This is a genomic window from Mycobacterium mantenii (assembly GCF_010731775.1).
GTDB lineage: Bacteria > Actinomycetota > Actinomycetes > Mycobacteriales > Mycobacteriaceae > Mycobacterium > Mycobacterium mantenii.
Genome location: NZ_AP022590.1, coordinates 4,600,067 through 4,617,063 on the forward strand (window position 1 = coordinate 4,600,067; position 16,997 = coordinate 4,617,063).

The following is a 16,997-nucleotide window of genomic DNA, read 5'->3' on the forward strand; positions in this document are numbered from 1 at the left end:
GCCCCACCGGGATGCTGTAGTCCATGAAGCGCGACATATCGCCACCGAATTGCGGCGCCAGCGCCCAGTTGACCTTCTCGGAGATCGCCGCTGCCGCGTTCCAGTCCCGTGAGAGCACGGCCCTGGAGAGTGCCGCCAATGGTGAAGGGGCACAGGCCACGTTGCCCGACCAGCAGGCGGTGGCCAGGTCAGGGGATTGCTTTGCCGCGGCATACAGTCGCTGTCGAGGGGCAGTACGGCAACCTTGTCGCCAACAGCTTCGATATCGCGTTGCAGCGTCGGCCCGCCGGCGTGTTTGGTCGCCACGATCTGCGGCAGATCGGCCAGTTTCTGGTAGGCCTCGACACTGATCTTGCCTTTGGCGCGGCACCACCTCTACCACGCAACCTGGTCTTTACGTCGATTGGGGCGCGCCCGACCGCGAAAGAGAAGCAAATCGGAACCATCGGTGGTGGACGGGCTGTTCTGCTCGATCGACGCAAGGAAACGCTCAAGTAGGGATTCCAGTTGAGCTTTCTGTTTGGGGGTCAGGCCATCCATCAGCTTGTGTAAGTATGCCCAGTGACCGGGTAGGAATTTACGCAGAAAGGCGCGCCCTTTCTTGCCGATTTGAATGAGGAACGAGCGACGGTCATTCGGGTTGGAGATGCGTTCGACATAACCACGCCGGGCTAACTCGTTGACGACACCGGTGAGATTGGCAGGGCGAACCGACACCGCCTGACCCAGCGCGCCCATGGTCACGGGTTCGGGTGCGCGGTCCAGCACGGTCAAGATATTGAGCTGGGCGGTGTTGAGTCCATGCGGCTGGAGTTCAACGGCGTGTGCACGCTCGAAGGCCGTCGCGGTGCGAACCATCGCCAGAGTCAGGCCGAGGACGGTCGTATCGAAGTCGGGACCTTCGTGGTTGGCCGCCAAGGCGACCTGCTCAGTGATCGACTGCGGCCGATCTGGTCGTAGCGCCATTAGCATGCCTCCGGGATGCAGGAGTGGATAGCTGTGACCTTGCACGTTATCGGACCGAAACTATCGGTAACTAGTTAGATTAGGCAGAGGGTGTCTCTAGTTTCGTGGAACCGGAGGTGGCGGTGCCCTGCTCGCGACGTGCCGTGTGGTTGGGTCGCGCGTTCCGCCAAGAACGCCGAGAGCTTGGGCACCACCATGAAGATGAGTAGCCAGATTCAGTCCGTGGACGCGAGCGCGCCCGCGATCCCAGAGCGGGTCAGCGTGGCGATGGCCGAAACCTGCCCGGCCGAGCTGTCCACCGGGATCTATCCGGGCCGGATCTGGCCGCATTGATAATCGACGGGGTGTATTTCGCCGAATCCGTTAACGCATCGTAGGAACACTTCGGATTGCGCTGCCGGCGAGGCTGTTTGGCGATCTGCCGGACCGCCCCGGTGGCCGGGTCACGGCCTTCAACCGGCGCGCGCATAGTCACGCGACCAGCAGGTGACCTCCACCATCTGATCCAGATCTGTCCCTATCGGCCTTTGAGGCCTTCACATACGCCTTGGCGAACTTCGCGGTGATCTCGGCACGAGACGACATCGACAGCCCACTTCCCATGCCCCGAGGATCACCGTTTCGCGGACATCCTTAAGCGATACATCGGGGGCGCTTCGCGGGCACTTTTCGGGATGCTTGCCGAACCCTTGACCTAACTATTGTTATGAAATTAAAGTACCTGCGATGGCATTCCACGAAACCGCACTCCCGCTTCTGGCACGCTGCAGAGGATTAGCGCGGCCGCCATCGACCACGGGGCTATGGTCGCAGGGCTGGGGTAAGGCGCTCGGCGGCGGGACTCACCGGTATGCGGCATCGTTTGTGGCCCGATTGTATCGGCCATCCATAGGAGTTCCGCTAACTTCATTGGGGGACAGCGAGATTGGACAGCGATGTGAGCGTGGCCGCGGTACGGCGATACGGCCGGCCGTGTGACAACCGCGGTCGGGCCGACGCCGTTTGGTTCACGCATTCGTGTACCGATCCCCGACCCCTGGGCAGCGGCGGGGCGTTTGCACCCCAGCGGGCGAATAACACGAACAGGATGCCCGGACATTGCCACCGGTTCTGCCCGACAGGTGACACTCGTCGCCAACGCTGGCCCTGTGCCGGGTTGCTGTGGCCAGCATCGATGTGCGCACCCAACGCGGGAGTGCCGCGAGGCAATCGGCGCGCTGGGGCCGGTAAAATCATCCCGGCTGTATGGGGTTTCGCCAGGCGAACCGCGCTGAAAAGGCGGCGTTGATGTTGCAGCCTAATGTCCTCAAACCCCTTCGCGCCCTTGGCGATTTTTTTGCGCTGGCGCTAGATACTTTGCTCCAGATGCCGCGGCGACCGTTCGCCGGGCGCGAGTTGATCCTGCAGAGCTGGTTTGTCGCCAGGGTGTCGCTCGCGCCGACGGTGATGCTGTCAATCCCGTTCACTGTGCTCACAGTGTTCACGCTCAATATTCTGCTCGTCGAGTTCGGCGCCGGCGACTTTTCTGGCAGCGGCGCCGCGCTTGGCACGGTCACGCAGATCGGCCCGATCGTGACGGTGTTGGTCGTTGCCGGAGCCGGCGCGACATCGATGTGCGCCGACCTCGGTGCTCGCACCATCCGCGAAGAACTCGACGCGCTGAGGGTGCTCGGGATCAACCCGGTCCAGGCGCTCGTGGTGCCCCGGGTCCTCGCCGCAACGTTCGTCTCGTTGCTGCTGTCGGGGGTGGTGATCCTGACCGGCCTCATCGGTGGTTTTGGTTTCTCGGTCTTCGTCCAACACGTGACACCGGGGGCCTTCGCGGCGGGGCTGACACTGCTCACCGGTGCGCCGGAGCTGGTGATCGCCTTGATCAAGGCCGGGCTTTTCGGTCTGACCGCCAGCCTGATCGCCTGTTACAAAGGCATTTCGGTTGGGGGCGGCCCCGCCGCGGTCGGCAACGCGGTGAACGAAACGGTGGTCTTCTCTTTCATGTCGCTGTTCGTCATCGACGTCATTGTCACCGCGGTTGGTGTTAAGGCCACGGCATGAGCTTCAACAACGTTGCAAGCCAGCGGTTCCCGCGGCTGATGCGGCAACTGGATGGGTGGGTTAGCGGGTGGCGGCGGATCGGCGCGCAGGCGCGTTTCTACGCCCGAACGCTACGCGCCGCCTCGAACGCCGTCACCGACTACCAAGGTGAGACGCTGCGCATGATCGCGCAGATGGGCTTGGGCGCTGGAGCGCTGGCGGTCATCGGCGGCACGGTGGGCATCGTCGGTTTTCTGACCCTGTCGGCCGGTTCGCTTGTCGCGATCCAGGGATACAGTTCGCTCAGCGGAATCGGTGTGGAGGCTTTGACCGGTTTCGTGTCCGCGTATCTGAATGGCCGCATCGTCACTCCGCTGACGGCGGTCATTGCCCTGTCGGCGACCATCGGCGCCGGCGCGACTGCGCAATTGGGTGCGATGCGGATCAACGAGGAGATCGACGCGCTGGAGGTCATAGGAATCCGCTCGATCGCTTACCTGGCCTCCACCCGGGTCATCGCCGGCGTGATTGTGGTGATCCCGTTGTATTGCATCGCGCTGTGGATGTCGTTTCTGGCTGCCCGATTCGCCACAACATTTGTCTACGGCCAGTCAACCGGTGTCTACGACCACTATTTCCACACGTTCCTTCAGTCGACCGACATCATCTGGTCGCTTTTCCTGGCGATTCTGATGGGCCTCGTGGTGATGCTGGTGCATACGTATTACGGATTCACCGCTTCGGGTGGGCCCGCCGGGGTGGGGGAGGCCGTCGGTCGGTCGGTGCGTACCTCCCTGGTCTCGGTGGTACTTGTCATTTTGTTCGCGTCGCTTGCCATTTACGGGCGGAGCGGCAATTTCCACTTTTCGGGGGCATAGCGGTGATCTCGTGTTCTGGTTCTTACCTGGCTGGCCACATCGCTGGTGAGCTGGCGGCATGGCCACTCGATGGGTTTGCTCACCCGCGTCATTTCAACGATGAAGTAGGTGTGGTGCGGTTTCATCGCTCCGTCCGGGTAGCGCCATGGAATCCCTAGACCCGGCAGATGGCCGCCACCTCGGGTGGTGGACGACCATTCTTTTCGCGGTCGTCATCGCGTTGATCGTTTTGGCGTGCGCATCGTTCAACGGGGCATTTCGATCGTTCGTCCCGGTAACGCTGACCTCTGACCGCTCTGGGCTGGTGATGGAGCCTGGCAGCAAGGTGCGACTGCGCGGAGTGCAAGTAGGTCAGGTCGGTTCGGTGACCGGGGGGACGGAACCGGTGAACCTGCAGCTGGAGATAGACGCCGATCAGGTCGAAAACATTCCGGCAAACATCGGAGCTCAGATCAGGGCCTCCACAGTATTCGGCTCCAAATACGTCGATTTGATCTATCCCGACCATCCCAGTGCCACGCGTATCTCCGCCGGAGCGGTGCTCCGGTCGCGCACCGTCAGCACCGAGATCAACACTGTCTTCCAGAATCTGGTTTTGGTGCTCGAGCAGATCGATCCCGCCAAACTAAACGCGACGTTGAGCGCCCTGGCCGAGGGCCTTCGCGGCGAGGGCAGCGCCATCGGGCAGGCCACCACCGACGCCAACCAGGTGCTGATGGCGCTGAATCCCCGAATGAGCACCATGCAGCAAGACTTTCGGTCGCTGCGCGGTTTCAGCGACGCCTACAGCGCCGCCGCACAAAACATCCTCACGACGCTATCGGCATTGAGCACTACCAGCTCGACCATTACCAGCCATACATCGGCGCTCGACGCGCTGCTGCTGAACACTATCGGCTTATCGGACGCCGGTACCAACCTAATCGGGCCCAACCGGAGCAACCTCATCCGCGGGGTCAACCTGCTTGAGCCGACAACGAATCTGTTGATGAAATACAACCCCGAATACACCTGCCTGCTACTCGGCGCCAAATGGTTCATCGACAACGGGGGTCGCGACGCGATGGGCGGCGCCAACGGGTTCTCGGGGCTTCTTGACGCCACGGTGCTGCTCGGCGACGACCCATACAAATATCCCGACAACCTGCCCGTCGTTGCCGCCAAGGGAGGACCCGGCGGCAAGCCGGGCTGTGGATCGTTGCCCGACGCCAGTAAGAAGTATCCGATCCGTCAACTGATCACCAATACCGGCTGGGGCACCGGACTCGACATTCGGCCCAACCCCGGCATCGGGCATCCCTGTTGGGCCGACTACTTCCCCGTCACCCGGGCCGTCCCGGAACCGCCGAGCATCCGGCAGTGCATCCCAGGGCCGGCGCCTGGGCCGATTTCCTACCCGGGGCCGCCGCCTAATGGAGCGCCGCTATACGCACCGGACGGGACGCCGCTGTATCCACCACCACCTGGGGCGCCTCCAACCGATGCGCCGCCATCAACGCCGCCACAGATATCAGGAACGAAGCCATGAGAGACAACTTCGCCGGCGCCGCCTGGCGGCTCGGCGTCTTCGTCGCCGTCTGCTTGCTGGGTCTGTTCGCGCTGTTCGCGGTTTTCGGCCAGCTGCGCTTCCAAAGCGGGAAGACCTACAACGCCGAGTTCAGCAACGTAGGCGGTTTGCACAGCGGCGACTTCGTCCGCATTGCAGGCGTCGAGGTCGGCAAGGTCAAAGAGATCTCCATCAAGCAAAGCGCGTACGCGGTGGTCAAGTTCTCCGCCGACGACTCGGTGATTTTGACCGAGGGCACAAAAGCTGTGATCCGCTACGACAATCTGATCGGCGGCCGGTTCCTGGCCCTCGAGGAGGGCGCTGGCGGGGTCAAACAACTCAAACCGGGAGAAACCATCCCGCTGGACAGGACGGCGCCGGCGCTGGACCTCGATGCACTCATCGGCGGTTTCCATCCGCTGTTTCAGGCGCTGAACCCAGAACAGGTGAATGCACTGACCGGGCAATTGATTTCGGCGTTCCAGGGCCAGGGAGCGACGATCGGCTCATTTCTGGCGCAGACTTCAGCACTGACAAGCACGCTGGGCGACCGAGACGACCTGATCGGGCAAGTGATTGCCAATCTCAACATCGTGCTGGGGTCGCTGGGCGATCAAAGCGGGCAGTTCGCAAAGGCCGTCGATTCCCTATCGGAACTGATGAAGGGACTCGCCGACCGAAAAACCGATATCAGCAACGGCGTGGCCTACATCGACGCGGCGTCTGCGTCGATCGCTGACCTACTCCAACAGGCCCGGCCGGCGCTGCAAAACACCGTGCGTCAGACGGATCGGGCCAGCGGGATCGTCGTCGCCGATCACGAGTACTTCGATGACTTCCTCAACACCCTCCCAGACGCCTACCAGCAGCTGGGCCGCCAAGGCCTCCACGGTGACTACTTCGGGTTCTACCTGTGCGAAGTGCTGCTCAAGCTGAACGGCAAGGGTGGCCAGCCGGTGTACGTCAAGCTGGCCGGCCAGCCCACAGGACGGTGCACACCCAGATGAAGTCCTTCGCCGAACGCAATTCCCTCGTCGTCGGCTCCGTCGGCTGCGTGGTGATCGCCGGGCTAGTGCTGGCGGCAACGCAGTACGACAAGCTGCCGTTTTTGTCCGGCGGCAACGGATATTCAGCTTATCTGGCCGAGGCTGGGGGTCTCAGGACCGGCGCTGCCGTGCAAGTATTCGGCTACCGGGTGGGCCAGGTGTCGGCCATCGAGCTCGACGGGCCGCGAGTGCTGGTGAAGTTCAACGTCGCAAAGGACATCCGGCTCGGGGACCGCACCGAGGCCGCGGTCAAGACCAAAAGCGTGCTGGGCACCAAGGTTTTTGAGGTCACGCCCCGTGGCGATGGCGAGCTCTCGGGCACGATTCCTCTCGCACGGACAACACCGGCCTATCAGCTGCCTGATGCGCTCGGCGACTTGGCCACCACAATCAGCAGTTTGAAAACCGACCAGCTGTCCGACTCGCTGGCCACGCTGGCGCAGACATTTCAGGACACCCCGCCGGAGCTGAAGACCGCGGTCCAGGGCGTCGCTCGATTCTCCCAGACGATCGGTAGGCGCGATGCGCAGCTTCGCAACTTGCTCGCCAACGCCAGCAAAGTGACGGCCGTACTTGCCGAGCGCGCTAGCCAGGTCGCCAGTCTGATTGAGCGCACCAACGCGTTCATGGCGGAGCTGCAAACCCAGAGCAACGCACTAAATTCCATTGCTTACCACGTCTCTGCGCTGGCCAAGCAGTTGTCGGGGTTCGTCGCCGACAACCGCGCCCAGCTGCGGCCGGCGCTGGACAAGCTCAACGGCGTCCTAACAATCGTCGACAACCGCAAACAGCGGGTGCAGAAATCCATTCAGTTGCTCAACGCCTACGTGATGTCGCTGGGTGAGGCGGTGTCGGGAGCCCCGTTCTTCAAGGCCTATGTCGCCAACTTGCTGCCAGGGCAATTCGTGCAGCCGTTCGTGGATGCGGCGTTCTCAGATCTTGGCCTAGATCCCAACGTGCTGCTCCCCTCACAGCGCGTTGACCCGCCAGTGGGCCAGCCGGGAACACCGCCGCTGCCGATGCCGTTTCCGCGGACAGGCCAGGGCGGCGAGCCGAACCTGAGGCTGCCCGACGCGATTACGGGTAAGCCTGGCGATCCGCGTTACCCTTACCGGCCGCCGCTGCCCCAACCGCCGCCCGGGGGGCCCCCGCCCGGACCGCCCACCGGTTACCAGCCCCGCCGCGCCGGCGGCGCCCGCCACCTCGGTGCTGCAGTCACCCGACGGCGGGCTCGCAGAAGCACCGATGCCGGCCCTCGTTGGGCCGAGCGGAGGGGACGGACAATGACCGTATTGCGCAACGCCAAGGCGGTTCTGGCCACTGTGCTGGTTGGGTTGCTCACCGCCGGGCTGGTGACGGTCGTGCGCCAGGCTGGTCAGATCGACCGGACCACGATCGTAGGGTATTTCGAAAACAGCAACGGCATCTTTGTCGGCGACGAGGTGCGAATCCTGGGTGTGCCGGTCGGCAAGATCGACAAGATCGAACCGCACCCCCACCGCGTCAAGATCACCTTCTGGTACAACCGCAACTACAACGTGCCCGCCCACGCGAAGGCGGTGATTTTATCCCCGTCCCTGGTGACTTCGCGCGCCATCCAGCTGACACCCGTGTATACCGGCGGAGCCACGATGCAAAACAACGCGGTCATTCCGCAGGATCGGACCGCCGTCCCGGTGGAATGGGACGACGTTCGCGCACAGCTCGAAAAGCTCGTGCTGATGCTGCGGCCGGCCGAACCGGGCGGCGTCGCCCCACTGGGTTCCTTCATCAACACCGCCGCCGACAACCTGCGCGGTGAAGGCGCCAACATCCGAGACACCGTGACGAAGTTGTCCCAAGCATTATCGGTCCTCGGCGATCACAGCACCGACATCTTCAGCACTGTGAAGAACCTGGCGACCGTGGTCGCGGCCCTACAAAGCAGCACTGGCCTGATGCGGCAGTTGAATCGCAACCTGGCGTATGTGACCGGACTGCTGGCCAATGACCCGAACAAGGTGGGCGCGGCCGTGCAGGACCTCAATACTGCCGTCGGTGATGTCCACGATTTTGTGGTGGAGAACCGGGACGCGCTGGGCATCACGTCGGACAAGTTGGCGTCGCTGTCCAAGGCTGTTACCGACAGCCTCGATGACATCAAGCAAACCCTGCACGTCGCCCCGAACGCTCTGCAAAATTACACCAACATTTGGCGGCCCACCCAGGGCGCCCTGTCGGGGGCGTTGATGGTCAACAATTTCGCCAGCACCATCTCCTTCCTCTGTGGTGCCGTGCAGGCGGCGTCGCGGCTAAACGCCGAGCAGTCGGCCAAGCTGTGTGTGCAGTACCTGGCGCCGATTATGAAGAACCGCCAGTACAACTTCCCCCCGCTCGGGGAGAACCTGTTCGTCGGCACCCGAGCCCGGCCAAACGAGGTCACCTACAGTGAAGACTGGATGCGTCCGGACTTGGTGCCCCCAGCACCGAATGCACCGTCGGCTGAGGCGGCGCCTGCGGCGCCTCAAGACCCGCCACCGGCGGCCAACCCCGCGCCACCGCAGCCTGCCGAGGCGGTCACGACCAATCCCTCCGCGGGGCTGCCGGGCATGATGGTGCCGCCCGGAGTGCGATAATGGCACGCTCGCGCTGGGCGCGCATTACCGCAGCGGTGCTGGTGGCGATCGCCGGGATGGGCTTGTCGGGCTGCGGCTGGCGAGGGTTGAACTCATTACCACTGCCGGGCACGGCGGGCGGTGGCCCCGGCTCCTTTGAGGTGAAGGCGCAGCTGCCCGACGTCACCAATCTCCAACAGAACTCCCGCGTCCGGGTGGGCGATGTGACGGTCGGAAATGTCACCAAGATCGAGCGTGAGGGCTGGCATTCGCTGCTGACAATGCGGGTCGACGGCAACGTCCAGCTGCCGGCGAACGCCACCGCCAAACTCGGTCAGACAAGCCTGCTTGGGTCGCTGCACGTCGAACTGGCCCCGCCGACCGGTGTCCCGCCCGTAGGGCGGCTACACAACGGCTCACTCATCCCGCTGCCGGCCGCGAGCAGCTATCCAACGACTGAGCAGACGTTGGCGACATTGTCGCTGGTGCTCAACGGTGGCGGGCTGGGTCAGGTTCAAGACATCACTAAAACGCTCAGCGAGGCCTTCGCTGGCCGTGAGAACGATCTCAGAAGCCTGCTTCAACAGCTTGACGCGTTCATCGGCCATCTCAACGCGCAAACCGATGACATCATCAATGCCACCGACAGCGTAAACAAGCTGGCTGGTCAGCTCGCCGGACAGAAACCAGTGCTTGACCGCTCGCTGAGCATCCTCCCCGACGCTCTGGCAGTGCTCAGCGGCGAGCGGAAAAAGCTCGCCGACGCGGTCGACCGGCTCGGCAAGTTCAGCGCGCTGACCGCCGACTCGGTCAACCATACGAAGGACGCACTGGTCCAGGAGTTGAGGGGCCTCGCGCCGGTACTGCAGTCGCTGGCCGACGCGGGTCCGGCCCTGACCCGTTCGCTGAGCTTCTTGGGAACCTTCCCGTGGGTGAAGGAAACGATCCCCAACTGGTTCCGCGGCGAGTACGCCAACCTGTCCCTCGTGCTCGACTTGACGCTGAGCCGGCTTGACTCGGCGCTGTTCACCGGCACCCGATGGCAGGGCAACCTGACCGAATTGGAAATGCAGTGGGGCCGCACGATTGGCCAGCAGCCCAGCCCCTACACCGCAGGCAACCCGCTGACCTTCCCCTACCGTGCGGATCAAGGTCCCTGACATGCGGTTGAGCAGACAAATCTGGATAAAACTGGGCGCCTTCACGCTGGTGTCTATCGTCGCTGGCTGGGTGACGGTGTTTGACTACATCAAGCCGGAAAACTTGATACCCGGGGTCGGGCATTACACCGTGACCATCGAGCTCCCGGAGTCGGGTGGACTCTACAAAAGCGGCAACGTCACCTACCGCGGCACGGAAGTGGGCCGGGTCAAAGACGTGCGACTGACTACCACCGGCGTCGCTGCCGTGCTGTCGCTTAATTCGGGGATCGACATCCCGTCCGATCTCGATGCGCAGGTACATAGCCAATCGTCGGTCGGCGAACAATATGTCGCGCTGCTGCCGCGCGCCGGCACCTCCCGGCCGTTGCGTCAGGGCGACGTGATACCGCGAAGCCGCACGTCGGTGCCCGTCGACATCAACTCAGTACTAAATACAACCAACACAGCGTTGGCGGCCCTCCCGCGCGACAACCTGAAAACCGTGATCGACGAAAGCTATATCGCCGTTGGCGGCCTGGGGCCGGAAATCCGACGGATCATCAAGGGATCGACGGCCCTCGCCATCGACGCGAGGAAGAATCTGGACCCCCTGACCAATTTGATCGACCAATCCCAGCCGGTGCTGGACTCACAGGCCGACACACCCAGCTCGATCCAGGCATGGACAGCCAATCTGGCTACCATGACAGGGGAGCTGCAAACACAGGACTCGGCCGTTGCGGGGGTGCTCGAAAAGGGTCCCCAAGCCGCCGACGAGGCCCGACAGCTACTTGAGCGGTTACAGCCCACGCTACCGATCGTGCTCGCCAACCTCGTCAGCGTTGATCAGGTGGCGATCACCTACCGAAACGACATCGAGCAGTTGTTGGTACTGCTGCCCCAAGGAACCGCCATGATGGCGGGAGGGCTTGTTCCTGACCTGGACATCAAGCAGCCATATAAAGGGTTCTACCTCGACTTCAGTCTCAACCTGAACTTGCCGCCACCATGCGCCACCGGCTTCCTCCCGGTCCAGCAGCAGCGAGTGCCCAGCGACGTGGATTACCCCCCTCGCCCGGCTGGCGACCTGTATTGCCGAGTGCCGCAGGACTCACCCTGGAATGTGCGTGGCGTGCGGAATACGCCCTGTGAAACCGTTCCGGGCAAGCGCGCCCCGACAGTGAAGATGTGTGAAAGCGACGAGCAATACGTACCGCTCAACGACGGTCTGAACTGGAAGGGCGACCCGAACGCAACCCTGTCAGGCCAGGGGATACCGCAACTAGCGGTACCGCCGGGCACACCGTCGCCGGGACCAGCGCCACCTCCAATAGCCGTCCTGACTTACGACCCAGCCACTGGGACCTACCTAGGGCCGGATGGACACCTATACACGCAATCCAACCTGGCACACAATGCCCCGAAGGAGCAGACATGGCAGTCGATGCTGATGCCGCCCACCGGAAACTGAAAGAACCCAGCGATCCAAGATCACGCTAGAGACGGCGCCGGTGAAGAGAATGCGGCATTCCCCGAGAAAGTCACCGAACTTGGTGACGCGCATCCCGAGACGCCACGCGAATCGGGCATTCGGATGGGGTTAGCTATCGGATCAATGGTCGTCGTACCTCTGGCCGGCCTCGCGTCGGTCGGCTCGGTTTTCGTGCCCCCCAATCACATCCGGCCGAACAGCAGCGCCAACTCTTCCTGGAGGTCGGCCGGCAGGGGGCACTGAATCTGACCACCGCCAGCTACACCGAGGCGGACCCCGATGTGCAGCGGATCCTGGATTCGGCCACCGGGACGTTCTACGACGACTTCAAGAAACGCTCACCAGCGTTCAGCGAAGTGGTCAAACAGGCCCACTCGAAGTCCCAGGGCACCGTCACCGAGGCCGGCTTGGAGTCCGACGACAATAATCAGGCTCAGGTGCTTGTCGCCGTGACGGTGAAGACCTCGACCGCTGGGGCCGCCGAGCAGCAGCCGCGGCGTTGGCGCATGCGCATCAGTGTGCAAAAGGTCGGCGACGGCGCCAAGGTGTCCAGCGTCGAGTGCGTGCCATGAGCAAGACAAAGATCACCGACGGCACCGCGACCGGCACCGAGGAGGACGCCGCGGTCGATGCCGAACCGGTGACCCAAGGGCAGACCATCCAAGGAGAAGCCGACCCCGCGCCGATCGGGGACTCTGAGGACGACGCTGACGACCGCAGCTCCGAAGGTCCGGCGGTTTTGCGCGGTGCGCGGTGGGGTCGGGTGGTGGCCTACGGGGTGCTGCCCGCGTTGGCGCTGCTGCTCGCGATGGCGGCGGGTTACCTGAAGTGGCTGGACTCCTTGGTGCGTGATCCCCAGGAGGCGCGTATCGAATCGGTGCGCGCGGCAACCGACGGCACGGTGGCGCTGCTGTCCTACAAGCCCGACACCGTCGACAAGGATCTGGGCGGCGTCCGCGACCGGCTGACCGGGAGTTTCAAGGACGCATACACGTCGCTCACCCGCGATGTGGTGATCCCCGGGGCCAAGCAAAAGCAGATATCGGCGGCGGCTAGCGTGCCCGCTGCGGCGTCGGTGTCGGCGACTGCCAACCATGCCGTGGTGCTGGTTTTCGTCAATCAGACCGTGATCGTCGGCAACGACGCTCCCACCGGTATGGCCTCCAGCGTCAGGGTGACGCTGGACAAAATCGGGGACCGGTGGCTGATCTCCGGATTCGATCCGGTCTAAGGGCTGAGGTCAGGTGGTGAAGCCGTGAAGACACCGAAGTCCTTGGCCAAGCCTGATGCCGGCACCTGCAGTGCTCGCGTGCGTCGGCACCGTCCCGAGTGCTCCCCTTGCCGACGCCGATGCGGTGGCGTTTCTGGTCAACGTCACCGTGCGACCCGGCTACAACTTTGCCAATGCCGACGACGCACTGGCCTATGGGCACGGCATCTGCGACAACGTCGCCCAGGGCCGCACCTATGCGCAGATCATGGCGATGTCAAAGCCGACTTCCAGACCGCAGACCAATACCAGGCGTCGTATCTGATCGCCCAGTCGGTCAACGAATTATGCCCCGCATTGATCTGGCAGCTGCGCAACTCCGCGGCGTATTACCGGCCACCGGCGTCGTGACCACCCGGAAAAGAAAGGAGGCCACCGGATGATCGAGTATCGCCCGTCCGCGAGTGAGAAGATGCAAGGTGGCAGCCGCCTGCGCGGTAACGGCCGGGTTGCGGCGCCCGGCATCGGTCACCCTCACGCCGAGTCGTAGCCGCCCCAGGCGATTCCACGACGCAATATGCCCGAGCATCGTCCACGGTTCGAGGTAGGCGTCGACCTTGGGTACGAGCCTAGCCGCGCCGAGATAGTGCGGGGTGGCGATCGCCCGAGGCAGCAGGGCGTTGAGATGGTCGGGCACCCAAAAGGAGTCAATGCCGCTGCCAGAGCACTCAGATAACCCGCTCGGACCAAGGCGGTCGGCGAATGACGAGCGTTGAAGATCTCGGTTGCAAGCCCGATTCGGAAGCTAGACATCGGCATTGGCGCCCCTTCTGGGTGCCGTGGCTGGTTCTCGCGCTTGTCCGTGAGCGCGGACGAATCCACCGACTATCAAGGTAAAAGGAACGGCTTGCGGAATTCGTGTTCTGGGAAGCAGATTTCGAAGCGCCCGATAATGGCGTCAAGCGCAAGGATCGCTTCGAGAATGGCGAAGTGGTCCCGGATCCGAGACCGCGGTCCGCCACCGATTGGGACGTATTGCCAACCCTCGCCGGCCTCGGAGAAGTACTCGGCGCTGAACCGGTCTGGGTCAAGCATTCCCGGGTTATCTGTTAGCTCAGCGCACATGGGCGATGCCGTGCACTTCGATCATCTACAGAGCTCTTCCCTGTCCAGCAGCACGTTCATCACATCTACCGGTTAGGGCGTCTCCGTGTGTCACCGTCAAACTGGGGCGACGTTTGCAGTCGTATCCCTGTAGCTAGCGTGGAGTCTAGAATGTTATCTTTCTGAACTATATCGGCCCCGGTACCGTTGAGGTCAAAGAGTTTTGAATATTTAGGGCTGGCAGATTGTCTGAACGTGGCGGGCTGCCACTTGCCGATTCGGCGGGGTAGTTGACGGTCGTCTTCGACTCTTGACGTCATTTGGTTATGAAAGTAAAATATCACCGTGGTGCACAGCGCGACGACGGTGTTTGGCGACTCGGGTGCGACCGTCGTGCGGCGCGGGGAGCGAAGGATGCGTCACAGCGTTCCAAACTGGCAGTCCCACCGGCTCAATCACACCGTCACGGAGTACGGTCCCAGGTGGAGCCAGGAGGGCATGCAGACGCAGGTTCTACGCCCTCATAATCCCCTCAATGCGTCGGGCGCTCATCGTTGTAGGACGCGGAGGCGCCGCACCACGAGTTCGCCGATCAACGGCGCCTGCAGACACCGACCACAGCACCATCGGCACCGCCGATGGCTCCGCCTGTTAGAGTCCCGTCGTCATCGGAACGTAATAGTTACAACTCGCCACGAAGAGCACGACAGAGCCCGCAGGGTATGACCGGCGATGACCGGTTGCGTGGAGTATCGCCCCAGCCGGCCGCGCGCGACACTCCCTTGAACATGCGCTATAGCCGGACGAAACGCGTAACTCCGGAGCTGGGCGCTTACGTTCTGCCAGGACGGATTACGGATGTGCGGCCAGGCCTACAGCAAGCCGCCATCGGCGAGCGCATCGGCCTGGGCAGTGTCTGGGTTTCTGAACGCTGGGAAACCAAAGAGATCGGCGCCACCCTGGGTGCCCTCACCCAAAACACGTCACGCGTGAGGCTGGTGGCCGGGGTCACGCACTTCGGTACGCGGCACCCCGTCGTTCTGGCCGGAATGGCATCGACCTTGCAGGCGTTGTCGGACAACCGCCTAATACTCGGCTTTGGGCGCAACGTAGCGGGCATGTGGCGGGACCTCGGGATCCCCACGCCGGTCGGTGCCGCGATCAGGGATTATGCCGACATCTATCGTGCGCTGTGGCGCGGTGAAACCGTTACCTATGACGGCCCAGCCGGCCGCTATCCCCGAATACGTTTGACTGACACTCCCGCCGTGGCGCCTCCGCTGATCCTGGCGGCAATCGGGCCGAATTCTCTGCATCTGGCCGGCGCACACTTCGACGGTGCAGTGCTGCATCCTTTTCTGACGACCGAGGGAGTCGCCCGGTCTGTTGCAATGGTGCGCGATGCGGCCAAGGAAGCCGGCCGAGATCCGGCGACGGTTAAAATCTACGCCGAGGTCGTCGTCGCGCCCGACTGCAGCGACGACCAAATCACCAAAATCGTGCGTGCTCGCGCCGCAACCTACTTCACCCTGCGGGACCTAGCCCGTCATATCATCACCGCAAATCGATGGGATCCATCGCCAGTGCACCAACTCCTGGCAGATCCACGCTTCGCGAACCTTGAACTACAAGCCGGTACCCCCGAACAGTTGCGCGCCCGCTCACTTGAAGCGGTCTCTCTAGTCCCAGATGGCTGGATATCCACGGGCGCGGCGATCGGATCAGCAGCACAGGTCGCCGCGCGACTGCATGAGTACCGCGCAGCAGGAGCCGACGAGATTGTGCTGCACGGAACGACGACCGACCGGCTCGGCCCGCTACTGAAGGTCTACGCGAAATCATGAACGAAATCACTCCAGACCACACGTATCAAGCCCTCGCGGCATGGCTGGCGGACAAGTTACCGGCAACCGATATCTGCGTCACCGCACTCACTCTCGCTGGCACCGGCAATTCCGCGCAGACTTTCTTCGCTGATGTAAGCTGCGTCCAAGGCGGCACACCAACCGAGCTTGAATTGGTCATCCGCCGACAGAATCAGGGCAGCGACTTTTTCCTCGACGCAGACCTTGATCTCCCTTACCAGATGATGCGCGTCGTCGCGGAATGCTCCGATGTGCCCGTGCCGCGCATGATCGGCATCGAGCGGGACGGGGCTGTGCTCGGTGCGCCTTTCCTGGTTATGCACAAGTGCGGAGGTCGCGTCGTTCACCAGGCCCCCAACTACAACGTGCAAGGATGGTTGAAGGACCTGCCCACAGATCAGCGCGGAACAGTCTGGCGTAATGGGCTGCACGTGCTTGTCCGTATCCACCAACTTGATTGGACTCAGGGATTCGACTTCCTGAACCAGCCCGCACGCGGAGCCCCTGGACTCGACCAATACCTGCACATGGTTGCCGATTGGTATCGGTGGGCGCGCGGCAACCGGGAACACCCCGTGTCTGACGCAGCTATCGATTTTCTCATGCGCGAGTGTCCCACCGATGCCCCGGTTGGGGTCCTGTGGGGTGATCCGACGTCGGCGAACATGCTGTTCCGCGACGACCTGACGGTAAGCGCCGTAATAGATTGGGAGATGGCCGCTCTTGGCCCACCCGAGGTCGACGTCGCCTGGTGGCTGTTCTTCGATGATCTTTTCAGCCTCGGAATGGGTGTGTCCCGTCTCGCCGGGCTTCCGGACCGCGCCACCACGATCGCTTGGTACGAAACGTATGCGGGGACCAAGCTCGCAGACCTGCACTGGTACGACGTATTGGCCGCCCTGCGGATGGCGATTATCGGCATGCGCGCCGCCGACCGCCAGATCGGCTTGGGCCGCATTCCCGAAAGCACCACTGCCCGTACACATTCTCCATTCATGAGGATGCTCGCCGCCAAACTGGGTGAGCCGCAACCAGAGGTCGGACAGGACTTCATCGACCTGATGAGGGCAATGGGGATGGATGAACCCGGCCCGGCGTGACGGCCGGCAATGGGAATGGAACT

Annotated in this window: 14 protein-coding genes and 3 pseudogenes; 14 read left to right on the forward strand and 3 right to left on the reverse strand. The window is 62.9% G+C overall.

The features are described 5' to 3' along the window. Positions 1–375: 375 nt before the first annotated feature. A complete protein-coding gene (locus G6N50_RS20810; RefSeq protein ID WP_083094500.1) occupies positions 376–966 on the reverse strand; it encodes a MarR family winged helix-turn-helix transcriptional regulator in 591 nt (196 codons plus the stop codon). A 201-nt stretch (positions 967–1,167) separates the two neighbouring features. Here G6N50_RS20810 and G6N50_RS29770 point away from each other — a divergent pair, with 201 nt between their 5' ends. The 12 genes and pseudogenes from G6N50_RS29770 (at position 1,168) to G6N50_RS20870 (ending at position 13,316) form a co-directional block, all read left to right on the forward strand. After that, complete coding sequence (locus tag G6N50_RS29770; protein ID WP_264028585.1) at positions 1,168–1,299, forward strand: hypothetical protein; 132 nt, start codon at positions 1,168–1,170, stop codon at positions 1,297–1,299. 954 nt (positions 1,300–2,253) lie between these two features. Continuing rightward, positions 2,254–3,018, forward strand: coding sequence for an MlaE family ABC transporter permease (locus tag G6N50_RS20820; RefSeq protein WP_179970172.1), 765 nt, complete (start codon positions 2,254–2,256; stop codon positions 3,016–3,018). After that, positions 3,015–3,875 carry an ABC transporter permease gene (locus G6N50_RS20825; RefSeq protein WP_083094498.1) on the forward strand — a complete coding sequence of 287 codons (861 nt, stop codon included), beginning with the start codon at positions 3,015–3,017 and terminating at the stop codon, positions 3,873–3,875. The genes G6N50_RS20820 and G6N50_RS20825 overlap by 4 nt, the downstream gene beginning before the upstream one ends. A gap of 145 nt (positions 3,876–4,020) precedes the next feature. Continuing rightward, positions 4,021–5,403 carry an MCE family protein gene (locus G6N50_RS20830; RefSeq protein ID WP_083094497.1) on the forward strand — a complete coding sequence of 461 codons (1,383 nt, stop codon included), beginning with the start codon at positions 4,021–4,023 and terminating at the stop codon, positions 5,401–5,403. Continuing rightward, positions 5,400–6,428 (forward strand): virulence factor Mce family protein, encoded by a 1,029-nt coding sequence (locus tag G6N50_RS20835; RefSeq protein ID WP_083094496.1) that lies wholly within the window; start codon positions 5,400–5,402, stop codon positions 6,426–6,428. The genes G6N50_RS20830 and G6N50_RS20835 overlap by 4 nt, the downstream gene beginning before the upstream one ends. Continuing rightward, positions 6,425–7,754, forward strand: a pseudogene (locus G6N50_RS20840) (MCE family protein). Before G6N50_RS20835 ends, G6N50_RS20840 begins: the two are co-directional and overlap by 4 nt. Then, on the forward strand, positions 7,751–9,082 hold the full coding sequence (locus tag G6N50_RS20845; RefSeq protein WP_083094495.1) for an MCE family protein: 1,332 nt from the start codon (positions 7,751–7,753) through the stop codon (positions 9,080–9,082). The pseudogene G6N50_RS20840 and the gene G6N50_RS20845 overlap by 4 nt, the downstream one beginning before the upstream one ends. Then, positions 9,082–10,221, forward strand: coding sequence for an MCE family protein (locus G6N50_RS20850; RefSeq protein WP_083094494.1), 1,140 nt, complete (start codon positions 9,082–9,084; stop codon positions 10,219–10,221). Before G6N50_RS20845 ends, G6N50_RS20850 begins: the two co-directional genes overlap by 1 nt. A 1-nt stretch (position 10,222) precedes the next feature. Beyond that, positions 10,223–11,674: an MCE family protein gene (locus G6N50_RS20855; protein WP_083094493.1), complete on the forward strand. Its 1,452-nt coding sequence runs from the start codon at positions 10,223–10,225 to the stop codon at positions 11,672–11,674. A gap of 302 nt (positions 11,675–11,976) precedes the next feature. Continuing rightward, positions 11,977–12,267 carry a hypothetical protein gene (locus G6N50_RS30155; protein WP_179970041.1) on the forward strand — a complete coding sequence of 97 codons (291 nt, stop codon included), beginning with the start codon at positions 11,977–11,979 and terminating at the stop codon, positions 12,265–12,267. After that, on the forward strand, positions 12,264–12,926 hold the full coding sequence (locus G6N50_RS20865) for a hypothetical protein (protein ID WP_232068802.1): 663 nt from the start codon (positions 12,264–12,266) through the stop codon (positions 12,924–12,926). The genes G6N50_RS30155 and G6N50_RS20865 overlap by 4 nt, the downstream gene beginning before the upstream one ends. A gap of 55 nt (positions 12,927–12,981) precedes the next feature. Beyond that, positions 12,982–13,316 (forward strand): annotated as a pseudogene (locus G6N50_RS20870) (DUF732 domain-containing protein). 34 nt (positions 13,317–13,350) lie between these two features. On the opposite strand, the pseudogene G6N50_RS20875 reads toward G6N50_RS20870, so the two are convergent. Continuing rightward, positions 13,351–13,718 (reverse strand): annotated as a pseudogene (locus G6N50_RS20875) (LLM class flavin-dependent oxidoreductase); the annotation flags it as partial. A 75-nt stretch (positions 13,719–13,793) separates the two neighbouring features. Then, complete coding sequence (locus G6N50_RS20880; protein WP_083094492.1) at positions 13,794–14,000, reverse strand: hypothetical protein; 207 nt, start codon at positions 13,998–14,000, stop codon at positions 13,794–13,796. A gap of 731 nt (positions 14,001–14,731) precedes the next feature. Between G6N50_RS20880 and G6N50_RS20885 the strand changes: the two genes are divergently transcribed. Both G6N50_RS20885 and G6N50_RS20890 read left to right on the forward strand, forming a co-directional pair. After that, a complete protein-coding gene (locus tag G6N50_RS20885; RefSeq protein ID WP_197748032.1) occupies positions 14,732–15,853 on the forward strand; it encodes a TIGR03857 family LLM class F420-dependent oxidoreductase in 1,122 nt (373 codons plus the stop codon). Beyond that, positions 15,850–16,974, forward strand: a complete 1,125-nt coding sequence (locus G6N50_RS20890) for a phosphotransferase family protein (protein WP_083094490.1) — start codon at positions 15,850–15,852, stop codon at positions 16,972–16,974. The genes G6N50_RS20885 and G6N50_RS20890 overlap by 4 nt, the downstream gene beginning before the upstream one ends. Positions 16,975–16,997: the final 23 nt, after the last annotated feature.

Bases quoted from the DNA above. Each gene is read 5' to 3' on its own strand.
- G6N50_RS29770 (WP_264028585.1), top strand. From the start codon at position 1,168: ATGAGTAGCCAGATTCAGTCCGTGGACGCGAGCGCGCCCGCGATCCCA.
- G6N50_RS20885 (WP_197748032.1), top strand. From the start codon at position 14,732: ATGACCGGCGATGACCGGTTGCGTGGAGTATCGCCCCAGCCGGCCGCG.
- G6N50_RS20835 (WP_083094496.1), top strand. From the start codon at position 5,400: ATGAGAGACAACTTCGCCGGCGCCGCCTGGCGGCTCGGCGTCTTCGTC.
- G6N50_RS20890 (WP_083094490.1), top strand. From the start codon at position 15,850: ATGAACGAAATCACTCCAGACCACACGTATCAAGCCCTCGCGGCATGG.
- G6N50_RS20825 (WP_083094498.1), top strand. From the start codon at position 3,015: ATGAGCTTCAACAACGTTGCAAGCCAGCGGTTCCCGCGGCTGATGCGG.
- G6N50_RS20865 (WP_232068802.1), top strand. From the start codon at position 12,264: ATGAGCAAGACAAAGATCACCGACGGCACCGCGACCGGCACCGAGGAG.
- G6N50_RS20810 (WP_083094500.1), bottom strand. From the start codon at position 966: ATGGCGCTACGACCAGATCGGCCGCAGTCGATCACTGAGCAGGTCGCC.
- G6N50_RS20830 (WP_083094497.1), top strand. From the start codon at position 4,021: ATGGAATCCCTAGACCCGGCAGATGGCCGCCACCTCGGGTGGTGGACG.
- G6N50_RS20820 (WP_179970172.1), top strand. From the start codon at position 2,254: ATGTTGCAGCCTAATGTCCTCAAACCCCTTCGCGCCCTTGGCGATTTT.
- G6N50_RS20855 (WP_083094493.1), top strand. From the start codon at position 10,223: ATGCGGTTGAGCAGACAAATCTGGATAAAACTGGGCGCCTTCACGCTG.
- G6N50_RS20880 (WP_083094492.1), bottom strand. From the start codon at position 14,000: ATGCTTGACCCAGACCGGTTCAGCGCCGAGTACTTCTCCGAGGCCGGC.
- G6N50_RS20850 (WP_083094494.1), top strand. From the start codon at position 9,082: ATGGCACGCTCGCGCTGGGCGCGCATTACCGCAGCGGTGCTGGTGGCG.
- G6N50_RS20845 (WP_083094495.1), top strand. From the start codon at position 7,751: ATGACCGTATTGCGCAACGCCAAGGCGGTTCTGGCCACTGTGCTGGTT.